Source organism: Candidatus Latescibacter sp. IFSED24 (genome assembly GCF_058273205.1).
Window position 1 is genome coordinate 4,573,708 of record NZ_CM177850.1, and the last position, 24,599, is coordinate 4,598,306.

General features: G+C 68.7%; 24 protein-coding genes. 16 read left to right on the plus strand and 8 right to left on the minus strand.

Features of this window, described 5'->3' with window-relative positions; genetic code table 11:
- Positions 1-288 precede the first annotated feature (288 nt).
- The 5 genes from IFSED24_RS18285 (at position 289) to IFSED24_RS18305 (ending at position 3,713) form a co-directional block, all read left to right on the plus strand.
- Positions 289-768, plus strand: a complete 480-nt coding sequence (locus tag IFSED24_RS18285) for a hypothetical protein (RefSeq protein WP_491332926.1) — start codon at positions 289-291, stop codon at positions 766-768.
- 87 nt (positions 769-855) lie between these two features.
- The gene (locus IFSED24_RS18290; protein WP_491332927.1) at positions 856-1,416 is read left to right on the plus strand and encodes an RNA polymerase sigma factor; all 561 of its coding nucleotides are present in this window, start codon (positions 856-858) and stop codon (positions 1,414-1,416) included.
- Positions 1,413-1,979, plus strand: coding sequence for a hypothetical protein (locus IFSED24_RS18295; protein ID WP_491332928.1), 567 nt, complete (start codon positions 1,413-1,415; stop codon positions 1,977-1,979). The genes IFSED24_RS18290 and IFSED24_RS18295 overlap by 4 nt, the downstream gene beginning before the upstream one ends.
- A gap of 3 nt (positions 1,980-1,982) precedes the next feature.
- On the plus strand, positions 1,983-2,870 hold the full coding sequence (locus IFSED24_RS18300) for a hypothetical protein (RefSeq protein ID WP_491332929.1): 888 nt from the start codon (positions 1,983-1,985) through the stop codon (positions 2,868-2,870).
- Positions 2,871-2,936: 66 nt separating this feature from the next.
- Entirely contained in the window at positions 2,937-3,713 is a 777-nt protein-coding gene (locus IFSED24_RS18305) for a ubiquinone/menaquinone biosynthesis methyltransferase (protein WP_491332930.1), read from the plus strand.
- Positions 3,714-3,872: 159 nt separating this feature from the next.
- Here IFSED24_RS18305 and IFSED24_RS18310 read toward each other — a convergent pair whose 3' ends face one another.
- The 4 genes from IFSED24_RS18310 to IFSED24_RS18325 all read right to left on the minus strand — a co-directional run bounded on the left by IFSED24_RS18310 (position 3,873) and on the right by IFSED24_RS18325 (position 8,757).
- The gene (locus tag IFSED24_RS18310; protein ID WP_491332931.1) at positions 3,873-4,649 is read right to left on the minus strand and encodes a peptidylprolyl isomerase; all 777 of its coding nucleotides are present in this window, start codon (positions 4,647-4,649) and stop codon (positions 3,873-3,875) included.
- A gap of 33 nt (positions 4,650-4,682) precedes the next feature.
- Complete coding sequence (locus IFSED24_RS18315; protein ID WP_491332932.1) at positions 4,683-5,567, minus strand: RNA methyltransferase; 885 nt, start codon at positions 5,565-5,567, stop codon at positions 4,683-4,685.
- A gap of 137 nt (positions 5,568-5,704) precedes the next feature.
- Entirely contained in the window at positions 5,705-7,375 is a 1,671-nt protein-coding gene (locus IFSED24_RS18320; RefSeq protein WP_491332933.1) for a hypothetical protein, read from the minus strand.
- Between the two features lie 80 nt (positions 7,376-7,455).
- On the minus strand, positions 7,456-8,757 hold the full coding sequence (locus IFSED24_RS18325; protein ID WP_491332934.1) for a class I SAM-dependent RNA methyltransferase: 1,302 nt from the start codon (positions 8,755-8,757) through the stop codon (positions 7,456-7,458).
- Between the two features lie 78 nt (positions 8,758-8,835).
- On the opposite strand from IFSED24_RS18325, the gene IFSED24_RS18330 reads away from it, so the two are divergent.
- From IFSED24_RS18330 to IFSED24_RS18375, 10 genes are all read left to right on the plus strand, one after another.
- Positions 8,836-9,438, plus strand: coding sequence for a C40 family peptidase (locus tag IFSED24_RS18330; protein ID WP_491332935.1), 603 nt, complete (start codon positions 8,836-8,838; stop codon positions 9,436-9,438).
- 72 nt (positions 9,439-9,510) lie between these two features.
- Positions 9,511-10,911 carry a hypothetical protein gene (locus IFSED24_RS18335; protein ID WP_491332936.1) on the plus strand — a complete coding sequence of 467 codons (1,401 nt, stop codon included), beginning with the start codon at positions 9,511-9,513 and terminating at the stop codon, positions 10,909-10,911.
- Positions 10,877-12,565, plus strand: a complete 1,689-nt coding sequence (locus tag IFSED24_RS18340) for a hypothetical protein (protein ID WP_491332937.1) — start codon at positions 10,877-10,879, stop codon at positions 12,563-12,565. Before IFSED24_RS18335 ends, IFSED24_RS18340 begins: the two co-directional genes overlap by 35 nt.
- 263 nt (positions 12,566-12,828) lie before the next feature.
- Positions 12,829-15,681 carry a chemotaxis protein CheA gene (locus IFSED24_RS18345; protein WP_491332938.1) on the plus strand — a complete coding sequence of 951 codons (2,853 nt, stop codon included), beginning with the start codon at positions 12,829-12,831 and terminating at the stop codon, positions 15,679-15,681.
- A 63-nt stretch (positions 15,682-15,744) separates the two neighbouring features.
- Positions 15,745-16,245 (plus strand): chemotaxis protein CheW, encoded by a 501-nt coding sequence (locus IFSED24_RS18350; RefSeq protein WP_491332939.1) that lies wholly within the window; start codon positions 15,745-15,747, stop codon positions 16,243-16,245.
- Positions 16,246-16,297: 52 nt separating this feature from the next.
- The gene (locus IFSED24_RS18355; RefSeq protein WP_491332940.1) at positions 16,298-16,819 is read left to right on the plus strand and encodes a chemotaxis protein CheD; all 522 of its coding nucleotides are present in this window, start codon (positions 16,298-16,300) and stop codon (positions 16,817-16,819) included.
- Complete coding sequence (locus IFSED24_RS18360) at positions 16,816-17,706, plus strand: HDOD domain-containing protein (RefSeq protein ID WP_491332941.1); 891 nt, start codon at positions 16,816-16,818, stop codon at positions 17,704-17,706. Before IFSED24_RS18355 ends, IFSED24_RS18360 begins: the two co-directional genes overlap by 4 nt.
- Positions 17,681-18,070, plus strand: a complete 390-nt coding sequence (locus tag IFSED24_RS18365; protein ID WP_491332942.1) for a response regulator — start codon at positions 17,681-17,683, stop codon at positions 18,068-18,070. Before IFSED24_RS18360 ends, IFSED24_RS18365 begins: the two co-directional genes overlap by 26 nt.
- Positions 18,063-18,521 (plus strand): chemotaxis protein CheX, encoded by a 459-nt coding sequence (locus IFSED24_RS18370; protein WP_491332943.1) that lies wholly within the window; start codon positions 18,063-18,065, stop codon positions 18,519-18,521. The genes IFSED24_RS18365 and IFSED24_RS18370 overlap by 8 nt, the downstream gene beginning before the upstream one ends.
- Before the next feature lie 8 nt (positions 18,522-18,529).
- Positions 18,530-19,579: a protein-glutamate methylesterase/protein-glutamine glutaminase gene (locus tag IFSED24_RS18375; RefSeq protein WP_491332944.1), complete on the plus strand. Its 1,050-nt coding sequence runs from the start codon at positions 18,530-18,532 to the stop codon at positions 19,577-19,579.
- A gap of 87 nt (positions 19,580-19,666) precedes the next feature.
- Here IFSED24_RS18375 and IFSED24_RS18380 read toward each other — a convergent pair whose 3' ends face one another.
- From IFSED24_RS18380 to thiI, 4 genes are all read right to left on the minus strand, one after another.
- The gene (locus IFSED24_RS18380; RefSeq protein WP_491332945.1) at positions 19,667-20,149 is read right to left on the minus strand and encodes a hypothetical protein; all 483 of its coding nucleotides are present in this window, start codon (positions 20,147-20,149) and stop codon (positions 19,667-19,669) included.
- 2 nt (positions 20,150-20,151) lie between these two features.
- The gene (locus IFSED24_RS18385; RefSeq protein ID WP_491332946.1) at positions 20,152-21,216 is read right to left on the minus strand and encodes a chemotaxis protein CheX; all 1,065 of its coding nucleotides are present in this window, start codon (positions 21,214-21,216) and stop codon (positions 20,152-20,154) included.
- Positions 21,213-21,575: a response regulator gene (locus IFSED24_RS18390; protein WP_491332947.1), complete on the minus strand. Its 363-nt coding sequence runs from the start codon at positions 21,573-21,575 to the stop codon at positions 21,213-21,215. Before IFSED24_RS18390 ends, IFSED24_RS18385 begins: the two co-directional genes overlap by 4 nt.
- Positions 21,576-21,756: 181 nt before the next feature.
- Positions 21,757-22,998 (minus strand): tRNA uracil 4-sulfurtransferase ThiI, encoded by a 1,242-nt coding sequence (thiI, locus tag IFSED24_RS18395; protein WP_491332948.1) that lies wholly within the window; start codon positions 22,996-22,998, stop codon positions 21,757-21,759.
- A gap of 230 nt (positions 22,999-23,228) precedes the next feature.
- Between thiI and IFSED24_RS18400 the strand changes: the two genes are divergently transcribed.
- Positions 23,229-24,599, plus strand: a complete 1,371-nt coding sequence (locus tag IFSED24_RS18400) for a BamA/TamA family outer membrane protein (RefSeq protein WP_491332949.1) — start codon at positions 23,229-23,231, stop codon at positions 24,597-24,599.

The window sequence follows — 24,599 nt, forward strand, 5'->3', positions numbered from 1 at the left end:
GCACGTCTGGAAGTTAGCCGTCGCCAAGACGGATCTCAGTAGCGGTGCGATTCCTTGCTGGTCTTCGCGAAACTGTGCTATCCTGTCTGCAACAGGATCGATCGCCCAGCGTAGGAATAGTCCGCACTCTCGCGCGGACCCTGGACGCCTGGAAGCCGTCGCCACCCCACCGACGGGGACGGCTCCCGAGATGACAGCCTTGATCATGCTCCTCCGGCCGCCCCTGGGGTCCTCGCTCCGACAGCGAGTCCCGGTCCGCCGGTGGCCGTCCCGCAAGGAGGAGCCAAGATGTCAGCCAGGATCTTCAGTGTCGACTACTACTACACCACCGTGGCGGACAATCCGGGGCAGGGGTGCCGGTTCCTCAAACTGCTCGGCGCCAACGAGGTCAATCTCCTGGCCTTCAACGCCTTCCCCGTGAGCGCGGATCGGACCCAGCTGGTGATCTACCCGCAGAACGCCACCTGGCTCGGCGAGATCGCCCGCCGCCAGGGGTTGACCCTCCATGGGCCGCACCATGCGTTCCTGGTCCAGGGCGACGACGAGCTGGGCGCGCTGGTGGACATCCACGAGAAGCTGTGCGCCGCCGAGATCAACGTGGCCAGCAGCACCGGCCTGACCGACGGTCGCGGCCGCTACCGCTACATCTTGCACGTCCAGCCCGAGGACTACGAACAGGCCCTCAAGGTGCTCGGCGTGGACCAGGGGCTGCAGCGCTGGGTCGATTTCCAGCTCAAGCAGCACCGGCGGTTCAAGGCCAACGCCTAGTCGAAACTCGAATTCCTCGTTAACGATTCGGCGTCGCGGTGGTATTCCATGACGAACGGACGGTATGGACCGGCCGCAGGAGGAGTCATGGACCACACCACCGCCGACTGTCTCGCCGCCGCCTATCGAGCGGGTCGACCCGACGCCCTGCCGCCCCTGGTCGGCGGCCTGGCCCGGACGCTCCTGGCCCAGGCCTATCGCTTCATCCACGACTGGGATCTGGCGGCCGACCTGGTCCAGGAGACCTGGCTCCGCGCCACCGAGGCCATCGAGCGCTATGACCCGGCGCGCCCGTTCCTGCCGTGGATCCGCACCATCCTGCGTAACCGCTGCCTCCAGCACCTCGCCCGCCACGCCGCCCGTCCGGTCCCCGTGTCCCTGGCCGTGGCCGGCGATCCGGCCAGCGAGCACCCCGCCGACCAGGCCGACCACGCGACCCAGCTGGCCGACCTGCGCCGCCGGCTGGCGCGGCACCTGGCCACCCTGCCCGCCTCGCAGCGCGAGGCGCTCGTCATGGTGGACCTCGAGGAGCGCAGCCACGCCGAGGCCGCCACGGCGCTCGACCTGACCCCGGCCAGCTTCCGGGTGATTCTGCACCGCGCTCGACGGGCGCTGGCGGAACGCCTGCAAAGGGAGGCAAGGACATGACCGACCGTCACCCCGACCAGCATCACGAGGCCGATCCGCAGCTCCGCCAGGCCTTCGCGACCGAACCGGATCTGGAAGCCATGGTTCCCGACGATCTGGTGGCCGGCGCCTGGCCGCGGCTCGCCGCCGAACTGGCGGCGCGGCCGGTGCGCCGGCGACGCCAGCGCTGGCTCTCGCTGGCACTGGCCGCCACGCTGGCCGCGCTGGTCACGGTCAGTGGCTGGCTCGCCCTGGAGAACCGTCAACTCCGCCAGGACCTCGCCTGCGAACATTCGTCGGTCGCCACGCGCGTGATAGTGCCGGCTGGATCTCACACCATCACCGCCGGCGAGTTGACCCGCCGGCTCGCGCTGCTGCCTCCCGAGACCCCGGTGCTCACCGCCGTCGAGGCCGAGCAGCTGCTGCGTCACGGCCAGCCGCTGCTCTATGCGCTGGTCCGCGGGCCCCGACTCGACGCCATCACCCGCGATGGCGTGACCGCCGCCGAGGCCCTGACCGTGCTCGGTCGCCTCGCTGCCGACACCCCCATCCATCTGGGCGGCGCCGCCGTCCGCAGGAGTTAGATCATGAGTATCCGCCACCTCAGTCTGGGTCTGCTGCTCGCCTTGGGGATGAGCCTCCTGGCCGGTTGCCACGAGTACCAGGTCACCGTGGACGTGGCTGCTGACGGTACCGGCGTCCGCAGCACCACGCTGGAAACCAAGCGCGAGTTGCCGCGCGACGAGCGCCGTCTCTGGGGTCTGGATGGCGATCGCTGGTCCGCCACCGGGCCTTCCGATCAGGATGGCGAAGGGTCCTGGCGTTACCGCAGCCAGCGCCGTGTCGATCGTCTCGACCGCTGGCGCCAGACCAGCGGCACACTGCTCCGCGGCACTCTCGACGGCCGGGTCCGCCTCATCTCCGAGGTGCAGGTGGAGCAGGTCCTTGGCGCCGCGGGCATGCGCCACGTCTACCGCGAGTCCCTGGGCTGGGCCGAACTCCGCGAGGAGGTGGCCGACCTGGTGGCCCGCGGCTACGCCGCCTTCCTGCGGCACGACTTTCCGGCCCTGCCCGACAGCCTGGTCCACGAGGCGCGCGGCGCCATGGCGGCGACCATCGCGCTGAGCTGGCGCGAGCTCGTGGCGGGCGACGAGGAGAGCACGCCCGAGCAGGAGCTGGGCGAGCGCTTCAACCAGCACCTCGTCCTGCGCCTGCTGCGCGCCGGCGTTGCGCCGGACCTGGCCCAGGCGGTGGTGCGCGCGACGGCCGACTGGGACTATTTCGGCGGACTGGAGGAGGCCATCCCCGGACTGGACCACTGCCTGGAGTCGAGCCTGGTCCTGACGGTGACCATGCCCGGCGCCGTGGTCGGCGGCAATGCCGACACCGTGGAGGGCAACGTGGCCACGTTCCGGGTCGACCTGGCGGAGACCCTCGCGGGCCCGGTGGTCCTGGAGGTGGTCAGCGAGTCCTGATCCGGCCCGGGCGCCGGGGCATCCGGCCCTGGCGCCCGCCCCGCCCAGCCGCTACCATGGCTTGCCATGAACGACCTCCCCGAGATCCACCACCGCGATGAGCAGACCGGCCGGGTCCGGGACCCCGAGGCCCATGCCCGCGCGGTCCGCGGCATGTTCGCGCGCATCAGCGGCGTCTACGACCCGATGAACCACCTGCTCTCGCTGAATCTGGATCGCCGCTGGCGCCGCCGGCTCGCCGGCCACCTGGATCGAGGGACCGACACCCTCCTCGACCTCTGCGCCGGCACCGGCGACCTCGGCCTGGCCTGCCTCGACTCCGGACGCGCGGCCCGCGTGATTGCGGTGGATTTCGTCCCCGAGATGCTCGCAGGGATCGCCGGCAAGCGCGGCGCCGAGCACGTGCGCCCCATCGCGGGCGACGGCCTCCGCCTGCCGCTGTCCGACGCCGCGGTCGACGCGGTGGTGGCCGGGTTCGGCGTGCGCAACCTGGCCGACCCCGCCGCCGGCGTCCGCGAGATGCTCCGCGTGGTGCGCCCGGGGGGCCGCATCCTGGTGCTCGAGTTCTTCCGCGCCGACACCCGGGCTCGCGGCACGGCGTGCGGACCGGCCGCACCGGTCCGCTGGGCCCTGGGCACGCTCGTGCCGCTGGTCGGCCGCTTGGTGGCGCGGGACCACGCGGCCTACGACTATCTGCCCGGCAGCATGGACCGCTTCCTCACCGTGGCCGGCTACCAGGACCTTCTGCGCGCCGAGGGATGTGCCGAGGTCTTCGCCGAACGCATGACCCTGGGGATCGCTCATGTGGTGGGTGGCCGACGTCCGGCGGTCGGGACGGGCTAGACTCCGTCTGCAAACCCTATCCCGTGGCGCTGCATGCCCGCGCGACCCGCTCGCTTCGTTGCGGATCCTCGCCGCAGCGATGGCTACGGCTGCGGTCCGCGCCTCACTAGCGGTCCGTGCGGGCGCACATCGTTCGATCCGAGGGTTCTCGGACAGAGCCTAATCGCGCCAGAACAGGTGGAACCCGTACTCCGATTCCACCACCGGCGAGACCTCGCCGGGCGCCAGGGCGAACACCTTCTTCTCGACCTCGGGTTTCAGGAGGCCCGGCTCGACCCAGCCGAGGTCGCCGCACTGGCTTCGGTTGCGCGGGTCATCGGAGAACTGCTCGGCCAGGGTACAGAGGTCGGCTTCGTGGCGTGAGATCTTCAGCTGCAGCGCCATGGCGATCTGGGCCGCCTCGGCGCGGTCGCGGGTGACGCTGGGCGGGGCATGGACCGCGTCGCGATGGGCGATCAGCAGGTGGTGGACCCGCACCCGGCGCACCGGTTCGCGGCGCACGATGTGGAAACCGTACGGGGTCTCCACCGGCCCCCCCACCTGGCCCTCGTCCAGCGAGAGCACGAGGTCCTCGAAGGCGGGTTCGAGGTCGCCGCAGCGGAAGTTGCCCAGATAGCCGCCGTTGCGCTCGACGGTGGCGTCGTCGCTGTAGCGGCGTGCGATGTCGGGAAGGTCGCCGCGGCCGGTGCGCAGGAGCACCGCGATGCGGCGGGCGCGTTCCTCGGCTTCGGCGTGCGTGCGGACCACGCCGGCGGGGCAATCACGGGCGCCCGACCAGGCGACCAGGATCTGGCTGGCGGCGATCTCGGGCTGACGTTCCTCGCCGACGTCGACGGGGTCCTGCTGCCGGCAACCGGCGAAGAGCACCGCGGAGCCGGCCAGCAGAAGTCCGGCGGCGACCAGCCGGCGGCGGTGAGGCGGAGTCGAGAGCATCATGGTGCGGCATCCGTGGGTCAGGGGTCCGAAGCGTCAATCAAGACCTTTAAACTTCGGCTGCCCCGCGAGTTCCAGGATCCGCTTGGCCAGGATGTGGAAGATCTGCAGTTCCCAGTTGACCATGCCCGCCCGGCCGTGGAGCTGGCGCAGGTAGGTCAGGAACTTGCGGAGCTCGAACTCGCTGTAGCCCACGGCCGCCATGGCCTCGGCCAGATGGGCGTACATGGTGTCCAGCTCGTGCTGCGAGGGCAGGCGCGTCGAGCGGTGCGGGTGGCGCACCGCCATCTCCGGGCGCGGCGGCGGCGCGCCGGCACCGGCGCCGGTGCCCACCCAGTCCTCCTTGCCCTGCACCGTGAGCCACGCCTTGCGCACCTCCCAGGCGTAGAGCATCACTGCCTGGGAGAGGTTCAGCGACGGTTGCTTCTCGTCGGTGGGCACCATGCTCAGGTAGCGGCAGATGTCGACCTCGTCGTTGGTCAGGCCGGTGCGTTCGGTGCCGAAGAGGATGGCCACCTTGCCCTCGCGGGCGTGCTCGACCACCCGCCGCGCCAGGTGGTGCGGCGGCATCAGGTTGGCCTTGCGCAGTTGGCGTCGCCGCGCCGTGGTGCCGCAGACCACAACGCAGTCGGCGATGGCCTCCTCGAGCGTGTCCACCACCACGGCTTGGGCGAGGATGTCCTGGGCGCCGTGGGCCAGCGACTGGGCGGTGCGGCCCTTGGGATTCAGGGGGTCGATGAGCCGGAGCTGGCGCAGGCCCATGGTCTTCATGGCGCGGCAGGTGGCGCCGATGTTGCCCGGTTCGGTGGTCCGGCTCAGCACGATGACGATGTTGTCGGGATCGGGCGCCGCGTCGGTGCCGATCTCGATGGTGGGGGAGGTCTCGTCCTCGAAGATGGAGTCGGGCAGCTTCTCGTCCATGGGTCCTCGACGGTTGGTTGGTGTCCGGTGCCGTGGCCCCAAGATGGCGCAAACTGGCCGGGTTGTCACGTTTCCGTCGACGAGAGCGGGCGCCGCTGCTGCGACGCCCGCCCGGTCGATCCGCCCGCTGGCGGGTGCTATTCCGTGATGCCCAGCAGCGTCAGCCAGTCCACCCGTTCCATGTCGGGGAACAGCCCGCCCATGGTGTAATCGGGGAAGTGGGGGAAGGCGCCGTCGATGGGATCGCCGCCGGGGCCGTCGAGGAACACGAAGGGCATGTCCATGTCCCAGTCGTCCTCGACGGAGTAGTAGCTCACGATGTTGGTGTAGGCCACGTCCTCGCCGTCGACGTAGGCGTTGTACGGCACGGCCGGATTCCAGGAGTACGGACCGCCCACGTAGTGCTCGTCGAACACGGCCCATTCCTCGACCGAAAGCCAGGCCATGTAAGGCAGCTTGGTCTTCCAGTCGTCCACCGGGTCGATGAACAGCGCCGAGATGTCCACGGTCAGGTCGAAGGTCGTGTCCTCGCCCATGGGCACCGGGATGGTGTAGGGGCCGGAGAAGATCTCCTCGATCCAGGCGATCACGTCGGGCAGGGTCTCGAAGGTGCCGATCCACTCGGGCAGGTCGGCACCCATCTCCAGGATGGCCTCGTCGAGCTCGGCGATGAGCAGCTGCTCGATGACGTCGTTGTCCTGGGGGTCGGTCTCGTCCTGGATGAACTCGTAGGCGGCCTCGAGCTTGCCGAGCAGCAGGAAGCCCTCGTCGTACGCCGCCTGCATGGCGTCCTCGCCAGACCAGGGGTCGGTCCACAGCGTGAGGAAATCGCTGCCGGGGGCGAGCAGGCCCGCGATCTCGCCGTAGACCGCGGCGGCCTGCTGCACGTCCACGTACTCGTCGTCGTAGAGGTAGAGGGTGTCGCCGGCGGCGGTGCCCTCGACCACCTCGGCGCTGGTGTAGCCGCCGCCCGAGAAGGCGCCGGTGATCCAGCTGTAGTCGCCGTCGGGGGCGATCTCCACGTCGTAGGCGGTGGCCAGGATCAGGCCGGTGCGCAGCGCGCGCACCACCGCGTCCAGCACGTAGACCTCGCCGAGATCGATCTCGGTGGTGTCGGGCTCGACCTCGCCGCCGATGATCAGGATCTGGAAGTTGGGGTTGGCCTCCACCACGGCCAGGTGGCTGACGATGCTCTGGGTGGCCGGCAGCATGGTGTCGTGGATGTAGGTCTGCAGTCCGCGGATCAGCGGACCGTCGGCCTTGTCGGCGCCGGGTCCGGCCAGGTTCAGCTCCTGCGGCGACATGGCCAGCGGGGCGCGGTGCAGGATCTCGAAGCTGCGGCCGAGGATGCCGCCCTCGAGCAGCGTGCGGGTGGACATGGCGCTGCTGGCCATGCCGATGGGCACCTCGGCGCCGCCGAATTCCTCCTCCATGTCGTCCATGATGTCCTGCAGGCCCTGGTCCTGGGCCATCAGCATCATCTCGATGAACGCCAGGCCGAAGTGGGCCGCCGCGCAGTCGGGATCGAGGTCCAGGGCGTCCTGGAGATCCTCCTGGATGGGCTCCATGTCCATGTCCATGAGGGCTTCGAGGTCGTCGGGGTCGATATCCTCGCCCACGATTTCCTCCATGCCGTCCATCATGTCGCCGATGGCCGCTGTGGCCGTGGAATCGGCGGCGGCCATTTCCTCGGGGGTCACCGGATCGGCCGGGTTGCCATTGCCGTTGTCGTTGTCGTCATCGCTGTCGCTGCAGCCCCAGAGCAGCAGCGCCGGAACCAACAGCATGAGAATCATCAGCTTGCGCATGAAACGTCCTCCCGAACGGGCGAAGAGGATACGCCGTGGGCCGGCGCATCCTGTGAAAACGATCGTCCACGGTCAAGCAACTATAGCGAGACCCGTGCCAGTTGAACAACAGTTTCCAGATGTGAGGTCTGGGGGAACATTCCGAGCAAACGCACGCGCTTGAGTTCGTAGCCGACGGCGGCCAGGGCCGCGCAGTCGCGGGCCAGAGTTGCCGGGTCGCAGCTCATGTAGATCAGTTGCCGGGGGAGCAACTCGGTGAGCGCGGCGAGCACGGGCTTGCCCAGGCCGGTCCGGGGCGGATCGACCACGACGCAAGCAGTGTCCCAGGCCAGGGAATCTCGTAATTCCGGGTCCGCGAGTGCGGTGTGGACCTCGTCCTGGCGGACGATGGCCTTGCGACGGACGTCGGCCTCGCGCCGGATGTTCTCGCGGGCGTCGAGCACCGCGGCGGGGTCGGAGTCCACGAGCAGGATCCGGTCGAAGCGATCGGCCAGGGCCAGGGTGAACAGGCCGACGCCGCCGTAGAGATCGGCCAGATCGCCGCCACCGGGGTGGTCGGCATCGAGCCAGGACCGGACCGTGGCCACCGCGTCCTCGGCGGCGGCCAGGTTGCCCTGGAAGAAGCTCTGGTTCGAGACGCGGTACTTGTGGCCGGCCACGTGGTAGACCAGGTAGCTGTGGCCCCACATGGGCCGGTTGTTGAGGAGCAGGCCCTGCAGACCCGGCGCCGGGGCGCCGTCCTCGGGGGTGCTGGCCAGCATCTTCTTGAGCACCTTCTGGCGCTGGGGCTGGCCGTAGAGCGAGAGCAGCCAGCCACCGCGGCCATCCAGACGCACCACGATCTGGTCCACCGGGGGCAGCATGCGCAGCCAGGGCAGGATGGTCTCGGCGAAGGGCTCGCCCATCACCGGACACTGTTCCAGCAGCACCACGTCGTGGGTGCCCCGGCGCTTGAGGCCGTACTGGCCGGTGGGGTGGGCGCTCAGGCGCAGGCGGTTGCGATAGCCCAGGCTGGCCGCGTCCTCGGCGCATTCCAGGAGGTCGGCGACCTCGAGGCCGCCGAGGCGCTGGAAGCAGTCGAGGAGGATCTCGCGCCGGGCCTGCTGCTGGGCGGACTCGTCGAGGTGCTGCAGGTCGCAGCCTCCGCACGCGCCGAAGTGGGGGCACGGCGCCTCGCGGCGGCCAGGACCCGGTTCGAGGACGGTCTCGAGTTCGGCCTCGCGGAAGCTCTTCTTGCTGGGGGAGGTCTTGACGCGCACCCGGTCGCCCGGGGCGGTCAGGGGCACGAAGACAGCCTGGCCCTCGTGGCGCCCGAGGCCGCGACCGCCGGTGACGAGCTTCTCGATGTCGAGCTCGATGAATTCGTGGGTTGTGTCGCTCATGGACCAACCTTAGCATCGGAATTGCTCCAGAGCCAATAACAAGCGCATGGCGATGGTATTATTCGTTTCGAGGTGGTCATGACGCGGCGGCCGATCCCGCGATTCCCGTTGATCCTGCCCGGGCTGCTCCTGCTGTCGGCAGTGCTGCTGCTGAGCGCCTGCGCGCCCAAACGCGTCTACCGGCAACCTGCCGTCGATCCCGTGGACGGCGTGGAATCCGGACCGGCCGCGACCACGCCGACTCCGCGAACGGCTCCTTCGCGGTCCCCGCTGAAGCCGCGCGAACCCGCCGAGGCCTTGCAGGTCGCGGTGCAGGCGGCCGGGCTGGCCCGCGATCAGGTGGGCCGTCCCTATCGCTGGGGCGGTACCGATCCCGCACGCGGCTTCGACTGCAGCGGCCTGGTGCAGTGGAGCTACGGCTGCGTCGGGATCAACCTGCCGCGGGTGGTGCGCGACCAGCGCCAGCGCGGCGAGCAGGTCCAGGGCGATAAGCTGCAGGTCGGCGACCTGGTCTTCTTCTCCATGCGTGGCGACCGCGTCTCCCACGTGGGGCTCTACCTGGGTGACGGCGAGTTCGTGCACGCGCCCAGCTCAGGCAATCCGGTCCGGACCGATTCGCTGGAGGATCCTTACTGGCGCCGGCGGTGGCGGGGGTCGCGGCGGGTAGCCGCGGAGCGATGATCCTTTCGCAGGCGGTGCGGGTCGTTTATCATGCCGCGAGTCCACGCACCTGCTTCCGGCCGAGGGATCCCGTTGAAACTGTCGCGATCCAGCCTGCTGCTCTGCCTCCTGTTGCCCCTCGCCGCGCTGGGGCAGGAGATCGTGCCGGCGCCGGCGGACACGAGCGTCACTTACTGGGGCCCGCTGCCCGCCGCTGACGACTCCACCACCGCCCGCCCCGAGCAGCCCGCGCCACCGGCCTGGCAGACCGCCCTGCTGGTGCCGTACCACATCGTGGGCGTGCCGCTGACCATGGTCGACGGGATCACCAAGGGCACCCTGGTCGGGTTGCAGAAGCTGGGGGTGTTCGCCACCACTACCGCGGTCGTGCGCGGCATCCCCGACCCGCTCGGCAACTACTGGCTGCCCGACGGCTCCATCGGCGACGCCAAGGGGTTGGAGTTCGGGATCATCGGGCAGCGGCCCGACTTCCCGCTACCCGGCTGGCGCACCAAGGGAGCCGTTTCGACCTCGACCAAGCGAGCCACCACCTGGTCGCTGGGCGCCATCACCGAGCTCGGCCGGGAGAGCTGGTTCGAGCTGGGCGGCGGTTCGCGCCAGGTGGCACAGGCGAACTTCTACGGCACCGGCGTGGGCACCATGAAGGACGACCGCGCGGTCTACCGGCGCGACGTGGACTGGTTCGGTGTCGGCTGGCGGCAGGAACTGACCAGCGGTCTGGAAGTGGTCATGATCGGCCATTACTCGGTGGCGGACGCGCGGCGGAGCCGGTACGAGGTGGAGGACGATATCGAGACGGTCTTCGCCGGCGACTTGCCCTACGGCTACGGGCAGGCCAGCTCCGGGATCACGCCGGGGCTGCAGCTCGGCTACGATTCGACCCGGGAGTCCGCCCGCCCGGCGCGCGGCGCACGCCTCCTGGGATTCTTCCAGTACTACCTCTCCACCGACGGCAACGAGGAGGGCTACTGGACCCATGGCCTGTCGGCGGAGCAGTTCTTCGGACTGGGGCGTCCCCAGCGCACCCTGGCCGTCAAAGCCTGGTGGCTGCGCCAGCATGGCCTTGGCGAGAACCCCATCCCCTTCACGCGCCTGCTCCGCAATCGCGGTCCCTATCAGCTGCGGGGATACAACTCCACCCGCTTCCACGCCACCGGGTCGACCGGCGCCACGGTGGAGTACCGCTGGCCGGTGTGGATGCTCAACGAACCGGAGAACAGCGGGGTGGACGCCTACGTCTTCGGTGACCTCGGCCAGCCCTTCGACGATCTCGACGAACTGGCCACGCACAACCTCTTCTGGAGCGCCGGCGGCGGCCTGCGGGTCATCAACAGCCAGCGTGATCTCACGTTGCGTCTCGAGCTCGCCGGCGGTCGTGAGGGCCTGCAGGTCCGACTGACCACCAGCCAGCTCTTCCAGTACATCAAGGCGGGATTCCATGGTGGGAGCGAGCCCATTCCGTTCATGCGCTGAGCGCCTGGCGGCGCTCGCGGCGGTGTTGCTGGCGGCGGCCGCGGCCGTGGCTGCGCCGGCGCCGTTGCGCGACGCGCCGGTGGTCTGGTACGCCGACGACCGGCGTCCCATCCCCGTGCCCGCAGAATACGATCCCGAGCTGCTGGCCACCGAGATCACCGAGACCGTCTCGCGTCCCATCGCGCGCGCGCTGAATCCCGTGCGCTGGCTCGCCGGCGGCGGGCCGGCCGCCGGGGTCAACAGCCTGGGCGAGGTGCCCAACTCGAGCTGGTTCACCAACCGCATGGGGCTGCGCCCGCTCTCGGCGACCGAGCTGGCCGCCGGTCCCGGCGCGGTGACGGGCCCCGACCTTTCGGCTCCCTGGACCATCATCGGCGCCAAGAGCGAGGGCGTGACCATGGGCTTCCGCATCCGTGATGCCCGGGGCCAGGTCTGGCTCATGAAGTTCGACCCTCCCGACCATCCCGGGCAATCGATCCGCGCGGGAGCGGTCAGCAATCTCATCGTCCACGCCTGCGGCTACAACGTGCCCGAGGACCGGCTGGTGATCTTCGACCGCGCCCAGCTGCGCGTGGGCGAGGGCGCCAGCCTGCGCACCATCCGCGGCCAGGGCGGCGACCTCGCCCTCACCGAGGCCAACCTCGATTCGGTGCTCCAGGCCACGAAGTCGGTCTTCGCTGGCCGCTACCACGCCCTGGTCAGCAAGTACCTCGAGGGCATCCCCCTGGGTCCGATCCGCGCCAAGGGCCGCCGCCCCGACGATCCCAACGACACCATCGACCACGAGCGACGTCGCGAATGGCGCGGCCTGCGGGTGATCTGCGCGTGGATCGGCCACATCGACATGAAGATCCAGAACAGCCTGGACATGTACGTGGGGCGGCCCGGCCAGGGCCATGTCCGGCACCATCTCCTCGACTTCGCCAGCACCCTGGGCACCAGCGGCGCCGAGAGCTTCGCCAAGTTCGGCTTCGAGCACGGAGTGGACGCGCCGGCCACCCTGCGCCGTCTCTTCACCTTCGGCCTCGGCCACGACCGCTGGCAGGAGATCGCCTGGCCCGAGCACCTGCCGGAGGTGGGCTACTGGTCGTCCGAGTACTTCCAGCCCGAGCAGTGGCGATCCATCAGCCCTCACTCCGCCTTCGCCGACCTCGACGATCACGACGGCTACTGGGCCGCCAAGATCGTCTCCGCCTTCACCGACCTCGACCTGCGCGTCCTGGTCGAGCAAGGCCGCTACCAGGACCCGCGCGCGGTGGACTGGCTAGTCCTGCATCTGGCCCGGCGGCGCGACATCATCGCCCGCACCTGGTTCGACCGCGTGGCGCCCCTGGACTTCTTCGTCAGCGACGGCGACACCCTGCGCGGCCGCGATCTGGGCGCCGAACGGGGTGTCTACCCCGGAACAACATCGCGCTATCGCTGGCGCAGCCGACCGGTGGGGGCCGATCGCGAGGGGGGCGACTGGAGCGGCTGGATGCCGGCGGCCGGTCCGCACGCGAGCCTGACCACCGCCGGTCTGCCGGCCTGCTCCCCGGAACGGCCGTTCCTGGCCGTGGCCTGGGAGGTTTCGCGCGACCAGGACTGGCAAGGACCGGTTGTGGTCTACGTGGCTGCCGCCAGCGGCCGGGTGGTCGCCGTGGACCGGCCATAACGCCCGGGTCCTGGTCGGACCGGCAGTTTCTTCACCCCGCCGACCGCGTTCCTGGCTCCTTTGCCAGCGGGCTTTCTTGTTCTAACTCATTATGAAATAGCGCTTAAAGGTTTCCCGGGCGGGCTTCCGCCGCGAGAAGGGCGATGGCACGTCGTTTGCGGAGATTGAGCGAACATCAGCCGCCTCCACGGGACGAGCACGGACCCGGCGCACAGGCGGTGGCGGCGCCAGACGTCAGAAAATCACGGATCCAGAGGTGACGCATGACGATCACGGACGTGCAGACCCAGGTGGAAGAAATTGCCCAGGCTTTGGTCATGCTGGACGCGAATGACCCTGGAGCCGTGGCGGTGATCGCCAGCCAGCTCCGCGAACTGGGCGGGATGCTACAGGAGACGGGGCGGGAGACCGAGGCCGTGGCCGCGAACAACGCGGCTGCCATCGCCGATGGTTGCGCCGCCGAGGGGACGATCCCAGCCGCGGTGCTCGATTCGCTGACCAAGGCCATCGAGGCGGTGCAGGAATGCCTCGAGCAGCCCGCTGTCGAGCTCCCGGCGGACGAGCCGTCGACCGTGCCGGAAGAGGCCCAGGCGGATGCGGAGACCGAGGATGTCGCCGAGGATGCCGATAGCGATGCCGCCCTCGCCGGCCTGGCGCTCTCGCCCCTGGTGGACGAGGCCATCGTTTCGGAGTTCCTCAGCCGGCAGACCGACGCCATCGGCGACGTGGAGAAGCTCATCCTCTCGTTCGAGTCTGGCGAGGTGGACCAGGAGGCCGAGGAGGAGTTCAAGCGCTGGTTCCACACGCTCAAGGGCGAGTCCGGCCTGCTCGGCCTGACCGCGCTGGCCGAACTCTGCCATGCCTCCGAGGACATGATCCAGGCCGAGCCCGCGACGGCCTGCGTCGATCGCCTGCTCGAGGTCATGGACTGGCTCCGCTCGTGCTTCGACTATCTCTGCGAACAGGGGCCGCTTCCCCCCGCCACCGATGATCTGCTGACCCAGCTACGGACCCCGCTCGCGGCAGTGGCGGAACCTGACCCGGCCGTGGACGCGGCCATGGCGGTGGCCGAACCGGAGGTGACGGTGGAGAACGGATCGCCTGCTGCCGAGGACGATATCGCCGAAGCGGCGCCGGCGCCGAGCGCGCCCCTGCCCACGGTCGAGTTGCCCCCCTATGCCGACAAGAACCTGCTCGAAGGCGATGTGGGCCTGCTGCAGGACTTCATCGGCGAGGCCAACGAACATCTGGACGCCGCCGAGGGCCACTTGCTCACCATCGAGGCGGACCCCCACGAGATGGAGGCCCTGAACGCCGTGTTCCGGGGTTTTCACACCATCAAGGGCCTGGCGGGTTTCGCGGAGCTCGACCACATCCAGGAACTGGCCCACAAGGCCGAGAACCTGCTGGATATGGCGCGCAAGGGTGAGATCGACCTGCGCGGCGGCTCCATGGATCTGGTCTTCGAGTCGGTGGACATGATGAAGCGACTGGTGGCGGGAGTGGTGGATGCTCTCGCCCACTCGGGCTACCCCGACGAGGTGGCCGAGCTGCCGTCGCTCGTGGGGCGGCTGATGGTGGCCACCGAGGGTGGCGCCGCGGCTCACGCTCCCAAGCCCGCGCCAGCGCCGGCCCCCGAGCCCCAGGCCGTGGCCGGCAAGAGCGGCTTCGTGCCTCTGGCCAACATGAAGAAGAAGACCGAGGCTCCGCCCGCTGGCGAGGCCGGGTCGGTGGCCGGCAAGAGCGGCTTCGTGCCCCTGGCCAACATGAAGAAGAAGACCGAGGCGGTCGTCGAACCAGCGACCGCCCGATCCGAACCAGCCGAGGCGGCCACCGCTCCGGCGACCGCCAAGCCGGCCGGACCCAAGAGCCCCAACGCCGTCGGCGCGGTGAAGGTCAAGGAGGCCGTGCGGGTCGACGCCGAGCGCCTCGACCGCCTCATCGAGACCATCGGCGAGCTGGTCATCGCCGAGTCCATGGTCAGCCAGAGTCCCGAGATGCGCGAGAACCTCTCGGTGAAGCTGGCCAAGGACCTCGACCACCTCGACAAGATCTCCCGCGAACTGCAGGAGATCGGCATGTCGCTGCGCATGGTCCCGGTCCGCCCGGTGTTCCAGAAGATGGCGCGGCTGGTGCGCGACCTCGCCAAGAAGACCGGACGCAAGGTCAACTTCGTCATGGCCGGCGAGGACACCGAGCTGGACAAGAACGTGGTCGACAAGATCGGCGATCCCCTGGTGCACATGGTGCGCAACGCCATCGATCACGGCCTCGAGCCCACGGGCGAGGACCGGGTGGCGGCTGGCAAGCCCGAGAGCGGCCGCGTCGAGCTGCGCGCGTTCCACAAGGGCGGCAACATCTGCATCGAGATCGAGGACGATGGGCGCGGCCTGCCCCGCGACAAGATCCTGGCCAAGGCCATCGAGCGCGGCCTGATCCGCGAGGGCGAGGTCCTCAGCGACCGCGAGATCAACAACCTGATCTTCGAGCCCGGCTTCTCCACCGCCAAGCAGGTCACCGACATCTCCGGCCGCGGCGTCGGCATGGACGTGGTGCGCCGGAACATCGAGGAGCTGCGCGGCACCTGCGAGATCCAGTCCGAACCCGGCAAGGGTTCGGTCTTCAGCATCAAGCTGCCGCTGACCCTGGCCATCATCGAGGGCATGGTCATCAGCTGCGGCACCGAGCACTACATCGTGCCCACCCTGTCGGTGGTGCGGCTGGTGCGGCCCACGGCCGACGACATCTCGCTGGTCTTCGACCGCGGCGAGATGCTGGCCTTCGAGGACGAGCACCTGCCCCTGTTCCGCCTGGGCAAGCTCTTCAACGTCGAGCCGAGGAAGCAGAACCCGGCCGAGGCCGTGGTGGTGGTCGTGGAGGAGGAGGGCCGCAAGATCGGCCTCTTGGCCGACGATCTGCTCGGCCAGCAATCCATCGTCATCAAGAGCCTCGGTCAGTCCATGCAGGATACCGAGGGCGTCGCCGGCGGCGCCATCATGTCCAACGGCAACGTCGCCTTGATCCTGGACGTGGCCGGCCTGATCAGGGTCGCGCACGCATCCGATACGGCCCTCCCCGCCGAGGTGGAGGGGTCACCCGAGCCGGCGTCCACGTAGACCCGGCGCATCCGGGGCCCCGCCGTGGCGGGCCGTCCCGCTCAACACTGGAGGTTGTCGGAAATGTCCACCGATACCATGGCGGCCACGCTCGCCAAGCCAGGCAAGTACCTGTCCTTCATCCTGGGACGGGAGGAGTACGGCCTGGAGATCCTCAAGGTGCAGGAGATCATCGGGATCATGGATGTGACCCGGGTCCCGCGCACACCGCCCTACGTCCGGGGCGTCATCAACCTGCGCGGCCGCGTCATTCCGGTGGTCGACCTGCGCTCCAAGTTCCAGATGCCATCCATCGAGGACACCGAGAAGACCTGCGTCATCGTGGTCCAGGTCACCCAGGGCGACCTCACCGTGACCATGGGCGTGATCGTGGACGAGGTGTCCGAGGTGCTCAGCTTCGCGCAGGAGCAGATCGAGCCGGCGCCGGCGTTCGGTGGCGGGATGGACGAGGCGGAATTCATCACGGGGATGGGCAAGCTCGGCAAGAAGGTGGTCATCCTTCTGGATGCCGATCGCGTGCTGAAGGGGGAGGAACTCGAAGCCGTGGCCCAGGCTGCACAGTAACGGTCACTCGTCCGCCGCAAGCGCTGTTGCGGCACCGTGAATGGAGTCTCTCGTGGCAAGTGTATTGCTCGAGCGGAAACAAGCCCAACCGGGGGTCAGGACGGTCACCGTCGACATCTCCGACATGCAGGTCTCCAGCGATCCCGACGAGATCCTGGTCACCTATTCGCTGGGTTCCTGCGTGGGCCTGGCGCTGCATGATCCGGTGGCCGGAGTCGGTGGCCTGATCCATTGCATGCTGCCCCTCTCGAAGATCGATGTCGAGAAGGCCAAGCTGAAGCCCTACATGTTCGTCGACACCGGGGTGACCAAGCTGCTCACCAAGCTCTTCCAGATGGGGGCGCAGCGTCAGAACCTGGTGGCCAAGGTCGCCGGGGCGGGGTCGCCGCTGGGCAAGGAAGAGACCTTCCGCATCGGCCAGCGCAACTACACCATCACGCGCAAGCTGCTGTGGAAGAACAATATCCTCATCGAATCGGAGGACATCGGGGGCTCGAAGGCCCGCACCATGTTCCTCTACATGTCCGACGGTCTGGTGACCGTCAAGAGCGAGGGTAAGGAGGTGCCGCTATGAGCCGGCGCGACGAGATCCTGGCCCAGGTGACCTCGGTGCCATCGCTACCCGCGGTCGTCTGCCAGCTGCAGGAATTCCTCGATGATCCCGAGGTCAACTTCAGCCAGCTGTCGCGGGTCATCGAATGCGACCCCGGCCTGACCGCCAACGTGCTGCAGCTGGCCAACTCGGCCTACTTCGGCTGGCAGGGCGGCATCGGCTCGGTCCGCGACGCCATCAGCCGTCTCGGCACCAAGCGCATCTTCCAGATGGTCCTCTGCATGTCGGTGGCGCCCATGGTCCGCAAGCCCATCCGTGGCTACGACCTCGAGGCCGACAAGCTCTGGGAGCACAGCGTGGCCGTGGCCATCTGTGCCGAGAAGGTGGCGGCCAAGCGGCGTCCCGAGTGCCAGCCGCACGCGTTCACCGCCGGGCTGCTGCACGACGTGGGCAAGGTCCTGCTGGGCACGTTCGTCGACGTGGACGACCGGCCCATCAAGGAGCTGGTGGAACTCGACGGCCTCACCTTCAACGAGGCCGAGCGCATGGTGCTGGGCGTGGATCACGCCGAGGTCGGCGCGCATCTGCTCGAGAAGTGGAACCTGCCCGGCGACGTGGCGGTGGTCACGCGCTGGCACCACGAACCCGCCCAGGTTCCCGAGGGCCAGCGCGACATGGTGGACCTGATCCACGTGGCCGACGTGATTTGCCTGGACTGCGGCTGGGGGCTGGGGGCCGACGGCCTGCAATATCGGCTCGACGAGGACGCCGCGGCGCGCCTGAACCTGAAATCCGGGGACGCGGATGCCGCTGCGGCCCAGGTCATGATCGGCCTAGAGGAACTGCTCCAGGTCTTCACCCCCAATCCGGAGGCAGAACGTCATGGCGTTCAACATCCTGCTCGTTGACGATTCGCTGACCGTCAGGGCAGTGATCGCGAAGGCCCTCAAGCTGGCGGAGGTGGAGATCGGCCAGCTCTTCGAGGCCGGCAACGGGGCCGAGGCCCTGGAGGTCCTGGACAAGGAATGGGTCGACCTCGTCTTCGCCGACATCAGCATGCCGGTCATGGACGGCGAACAGTTCGTGACCAGGCTCAACGAGACCGGCGCCATCAAGGACCTGCCGGTGGTGGTGGTCTCGTCGGCAGGTAGCGATGGTCGCATCCAGCGCCTCAAGGAGCTGGGCGTCCGCGACTACATCCACAAGCCGTTCACTCCCGAGCAGATTCGCGAGGTCGTGGACAAGGTGATGGGAGTGACCAGTCATGAGTGAGACCAACACCCAGGCCATGAACGCCACGTTCCTCGAGGTGGTGGAGAAGCTCACCTTCATGTTCGGCGAAGAAACCGAGCTCGACGAGATCGAGCGCGGCGACGAGCCCTGGGTCGAGGCCCGGATGCACTTCACCGGCGACCTCTGCGGCAGCCTTTCGGTCATCGTCCAGCAGTCGCTGCAGCCCGAGATCGCCGCCAACATCCTGGGACTCGACGCCGACGGCATCGACACCCAGGCCGTGCTCGACGACGCGCTGCGCGAGATGCTCAACGTGGTCTGCGGCCACGTGATCATGGCCATCAACGGCAGCGATACCAATTTCGATCTGCAGGCACCCAGCAACGAGGTCCTGTCCGAGGAGGAACTCGAGGCGATCTGGGTCGATCCGGGCACGTCCGGCTTCCTGCTCGACGACGAACCCGTGCTCTTGAACCTCAAGACCGAATAGGGGCGCTCATGATCCGCGTGCTCGTGGTGGATGATTCGCCGGTGGTGCGGAACCTCTTCAAGGCGGGGCTGAACAGCGACCCCGACATCGAGGTGGTGGGCGAGGCGCCCGACCCCTATGCCGCGCGCGATCTCATCGTCCAGCTCAAGCCCGACGTGCTGACCCTCGACATCGAGATGCCGCGCATGGACGGGCTGACATTTCTCGGCAAGCTCATGAAGCATCTGCCGCTGCCAGTGGTGGTCTGCTCCTCGCTCACCCGCGGGGGCAGCGAGAAGGCCATGGAGGCCCTGAGCCGCGGTGCGGTGGAGGTCATGAGCAAGAACCAGGAAGCGGGCAAGGCCATGGTGAATGAACTGGTCCGGAAGGTGAAGGCCGCCGCCGCGTCGCGGATCCCGGGAAAGGCGCCGAGCCTCGCCCAGCGGGAGCCGCAGCAGGTCCGCAACCTCAGCGTGTCGTCCGGCGCCACGAGTCGTGGCATCATCGCCATCGGCTCGAGCACCGGCGGGCCCGAGGCGCTCTCACGGACCCTGACCCCGCTGCCCGCACAGACCCCGGGCATCGTCATCGTGCAGCACATGCCGCCCATGTTCACCGCCTCGCTGGCCGACCGTCTCGATCGTCAGTGCGCCCTGAACGTGCGCGAGGCGCGCGACGGCGACGTGCTGGGACCCGGTGTGGCGCTCATCGCTCCCGGAGACCGCCACCTGCTGGTCCAGGGCCGCCCCGGCCGTTACCGGGTGGAACTGCGCGACGGCCCGCGGGTGGGTCTGCACAAGCCTGCGGTCGAGGTGCTGTTCCGGTCGGTGGCCAAGTGCGCCGGCGCCGACGCCATGGGCGTGATCCTCACCGGCATGGGCGCCGACGGTGCCAAGGGCATGAAGGAGATGCACGACGCCGGGGCCTGGACCATCGCCCAGGACGAGGCCAGCTGCGTGGTCTACGGCATGCCGCGCGAGGCCGTGGCCCAGGGCGGCGTGGACGAGGTGGTCTCGCTGGACGACATCCCCCGCCACATCCTGAAGGCTCTCGGCCGCCGGCCGACCGCGGTGGTCTAGCCCGCCTCCGGAATCGATCGAACGCCAGACGCGCGGAAGCACTCTCCTGGTCGAGGAGAGCTTCCGCGTGTCGGCGAACGGGTGGAGCTAGCGGCCCACCAGGGTCAGCGTGGCCAGCCCGAAGGCGGTGGGACCCTGCAGGTCGATCCGTTTGGGCGCGTCGTAGATCCAGCCCTCGGGGCTGTCGGCCGCGGGGGGGATGTACGGCACCGGATCGGTGGGCGACACATGGGGGTTCATGTTGATCCGGTTGAGCTGACCGCGCAGGTTGTTGAAGATCTCGCTCAGCCCGTCGAGGACCGCGTCGGACACCGAACCCTGGCTGAGCATCTCGCGCAGCGCGGCCTCGGGCATCATGATCAGTCCGCCGCCGATGTACAGCGAGGCGGGCAGGTCGGTGAGGATGGCGCCCTCGATGGTGCCGTCGGCGGCCTTGAGCCAGGTCACGTAGGTGCCGTAGGCCGGCTGCTTGAGATCCGGCCCCGAGCCCGGGGCCATGGGCGGACGGTTGCCGAGGAACATGCCGAGCAGGTCCAGGACGTCCTTGTGTTCGGGTAGAGTCAGGGTCACGGTTAACCCTCCTGCCAGATGATGATCACGTGAACCACGATCCCGTCGGGACCGTGGAGGCTCTGCGAGAGCCCCTGCAAACCGTTGGCGAAGAACTCGATGCAGCCGCGGCCCTCCATGAACAACGGCAGGCCGATCTGCACGCGCTGGCCCGCCGCGAGTCGGCTGGCCTTGAAGACGCCGGCCGCCACGTTGGCGATCTCGCCGATGCCGTCGGCCTGGTCCTCCATGGCGGGCGTCTCGTCCTCATCCATGGCGAAGAGGATGCGCGTCAATTTCTCGCTGCTGGCCTTGTCGGCCATGACGGCGAGGTTCCAGCCGCCACCTTCCTCGGTGGTCAAGGCGATGCTGCTGCCGAAATCCACGGCGGCCTCGCGCGGGTCGCCGGGATTCTCGTCGATCTCGAGTTTCAGACCCATCTGCACGTCGCAGGTGTTGACCACGGCTTCGGTGGCCTCCTGCAACACGTTGATGGGCAAGTGGGCCGAGGCATCGACGTGCTCGGTCGTCTTGGTCGTCATGGGTGGAACGCCTCCCGGTTGGACGCCGCTCTGCCAGATGAGGACGACCTGGAGGCGGGTATCCTCCGGGCCGGCCAGATGCTGGCTGATCGCGTTGACTCCCTTGGAAAAGAATCGTAGCCAGCTGCTGCCACGCATGAAGAGCGGCAATCCCAGCTGATATTTCTCGCCCTGTTCGCTTCGCTTCGCCTTCCACATGCCGGCGGCCACGTTGGGGACCTCGTTGAGCGCATCGGCCAGGTCGGCCAGCGGTGGTTCCTCCCCCGCGTCCATGTCGAAGAAGCGTCGGGCTAGCCAGGCCGCCGTCTGCTCGTCGCAGACCACGGCGTAGGTGAAGTTGGCCAGGCTGCCGGTCAGGGCGATGGTGCTGCCGTAGCAGACGTCCTCGCTGTCGGGCGACCGCGGCGTGCCCACCAGTTCGAATTCTTCGCCCAGCTGGCGGCGGAAGGTCTCGCGGGCGGCGTTGACCGCATCGCTGAGCGCTTCCAGCTTGACCACCAGATCCTGCTGCTGATCCGGGGTGATGGTGTAGACGGCATCACTCACGAAATGAATGCCCCCAGGACCTGGCCCATGTCCTCGGCCGTGAAGGGCTTGGCCAGCAGGAACAGGGCGCCGGCCTCGGTGGCGGCTTCCACCATCTCGGCGGTGCTTTCGGATGTCACGAAGCCGAAGGGGATCTCGATGCCCTCGGCGTTGAGGCCGCGCAAGAACTCGATTCCCGTCATCTCCGGCATGTGCCAGTCGGAAAGGATCAGGTCCGGCTTCTCGGCCTTGGCCACCTCGAGGGCCTCGCGGCCGTTCTCCGCCTCGACGATGTCGTGACCCTCGTATCCGGCCTGACGGATCGTACGCGAGACGATGCGGCGCATGGCCCGGCTGTCGTCCACGACCAGAATCTTCATGTTCGGTTCCTCCGTGTCGGATGCGATGCACGGCGTGCCCATCGCCGGGAAGCGCTGCGGCGGCCGTCTCGATTTCCCAATGCATCGACGCATTCCGGCGGCAATTAAGCAAAATCCAGGCCGCGGCCCGGGTTTCGCCTCCGGAGCGAGCAAAACCGGCAATGATGGTGGTGTCGGAGGGTCAGGAGGCAGGGTCTGGAGCGGGGCCGGAGTATCCGGCCAGGTCCTTCACCCGGACAGTTCCTGCCGCATCGATCACCAGCTTGGCGGCGCTGCCCAGGGCCTCCTGCACCGCGCGGTCGAGATCCATGGCCGCCGACAGGTTCTGGAGGGTCTCGGCGCGGGCGTTGAGCACGGGCCGTGGCGAGCGGATGGAACAGCAGTCGCGGTAGGGCTGGATCGAGACGGGAAACGCGCCGATCTGCTTGGAGAGGCCGGTGATCTGCTCCTTGTCCATGCCGATCAGCGGCCGGAAGACGGGCAGCGAGATGTCCGGGGCGATGGCGGCGAGGTTGTGCAGGGTCTGGCTGGCTACCTGGCCCAGGCTGTCGCCGGTGACCAGCGCCAGGCAGTTCTCGCGCCGCGCGATGGCGGTGGCGGCCTTCATCATGAAGCGCCGGAACATGACCATGTCGTAGGAGTCGTCCACGTGCTCGAGGGCGCGCATCTCGTAGGGCACCACCGGCACCATCCACACCGTCAGGGGCACCGGCGACCAGGCTGCCAGGATCCGCGTCAGCTCGGCGATCTTGGCGGTTTCGGCCTCGGCGAAGGTGCGGCCGGAGAAGAAGTGGACACAGACCGGGCGGCAACCGCGTCGCATGAGCAGCCAAACCGCCACCGGCGAATCGATGCCGCCCGAGAGCAGGCAGCAGATCCGGCCGCCGGTGCCGGCGGGCAGGCCGCCGGGGCCGGCAAGCTTGCTGGTGAACACCAGGATCTCCTGGCGCAGAACCAGCACGTGGACCGAGAAATCGGGATGGGACATCCTGGCGGGCAGCCTGATCTCTTCGCCCACCGCGTCGCCCACGATCTTGTTGATCTCCTGGGAGATCAGCGGGTAGTCGCGGTCGCTGCGGCGGGTGTCGACCTTGAAGGTGCGGGCCTCGCCCACGTCGCGGCGGGCCAGTTCCACGGCTTCCGCACAGACGGCAGCGAGTTCGCTGCGATCGGGCCGGCGCGGGACGGCCACCGTCGGCGAGACCCAGCGGATGCCGAAGACCCGCTGCAGCTTCTCGGCACAGGCCTCGGCGCGGGCGGGGTCGTCGAGCCGGATGAGGTAGCGGCTCTCGACGTGGTTCATGGTCGCCACGGGTTCGCCCGCCAGCGCCTTGCGCATGTTGTTGAGCAGGCGGCGCTGGAAGACGGGCCGGTTCTTGCCCTTGAGCGCGATCTCGGAGTAGGTGACGACCAGGGTGGCCACGCGGGCCCCTTTCCGTGGTGGCCGCCTGGTCGTGGTCGATCCGGCGGGCCACTGATGTATCCTTTGCGCGGAGTAGTCAGGTTCGAGATGTAACGCCGGGCGGCGCGCGGCGCAAGCCGTACCCGGCTCGCCTCCGGCCTCGACGCGCGGGCTCCGGCCGCCCAGGACGCCCGGCGCCTGAGCGAACCAGTGGTTTCCTCGAGGCCCTCGTTGCGTTAGTATTGCCAGCCATGAGCATCTGCATCGCCGGGGGTGGACGGCTGCGCGGCCCTCTCCCCGTCATCCTGGTGGTCCTGGCGGCCCTGCTGCTCTGGTTGGTCGACCCCGCCTTCGCCGACCAGCAGGCCCCGCCCGACCGCACCCTGCGCCTGTCGGACATCGCCATCCTGCCGGACGATCCGGGCACCCAGGCCCTGGTCCGTCGTCACCTGCCGCTGGCTCCCGGGCAACCCCTGGACGTCACGGTGCTGTCGCTGGCCCGGCAATCCCTCGAGGAGACCGGCTACTTCAGCGAGGTGATCCTCTACACCTCGCGGGGCCGATCCCCCGGCCAGGTCGTCCTGCACGTCGAGGTCGAGCTGGACCGGCGGATCCGCTTCCTCACCGGTTTCGGCTACGACCCCATGGACGGCTGGTATCTCAATTTCCTGGGCGCCAGCCTCCTGAATCGGCCGCGCGCGGGCAGCGAGGTGCGCCTGGCCTGGCGCGACGGCTACAACATCGGCGGCGTCTATCTGGAGGGCCGGGTGCCGGTGGCGCGACGCCCTCGCCAGGCCTGGCTCTTCGACTTCCACGTCCAGCAGAAGCTCTGGTTCGCCTACGAGCAGCGTGAATCGTGGTCCCAGAACGTGATCTCGCACGTGCTGCGGCTGGGACGGGAGGTCCCGCTGGGCGACCGCAGCCGGCTGGCAGCCTGGCTCGGCTACGACAAGATCGATCCCGACGAGGAGATCGAAACCTACTTCGACGAGGAGGATCAGAAGCGGCCCGCCAGCGACCTGATCGCGGCCGACCTCACGGACGCCGAGTACCTGAACCTCTGGCTCGAGGGCGACTGGTCCAATCGTGATCCGGTGCGGCCCTGGTGGCGCGGCACGTGGCTGGGCGGCCGGCTGCGCCTGAGCCATGATCTTGCCGGCACGGGCTTCTACACCGTCGAGCTGGACGGTCGCCGGACCCTGCCCCTGGGCGAGACGACCTCGCTGGCCGGCCGGCTGCGCGGCGCCCACGCCGGCGCGGACACGCCCTACCATCAGCGCTTCCAGTTCGGCGGCATCTACTCGGTGCGCGGCTACGATTTCGCCTACCTCAGCGGCCCGCTGGGGGCCAGCGACCTGGTGCAGGCGAATCTCGAGCTGCGCACGGCGCTCCTGGACCGGCGCGCCCCGCTGCCGCGCGTGACCGGGGTGTTCTTCCTGGACACCGGCCAGGCCTGGGACGCCGAGGGCGACTCCTACGGCTGGGTCCTCGGCGGCGGCTTCGGCATCCGGGTGCGCCTGCCCTGGGTCCAGAGCATCGGCCTGGAAGTGGGCTATCCGCTGGTCAAGCTCGACGATATCTCGCCCGTGGTGGTCAACATCGCGCTCGGATGGTCCTACTGA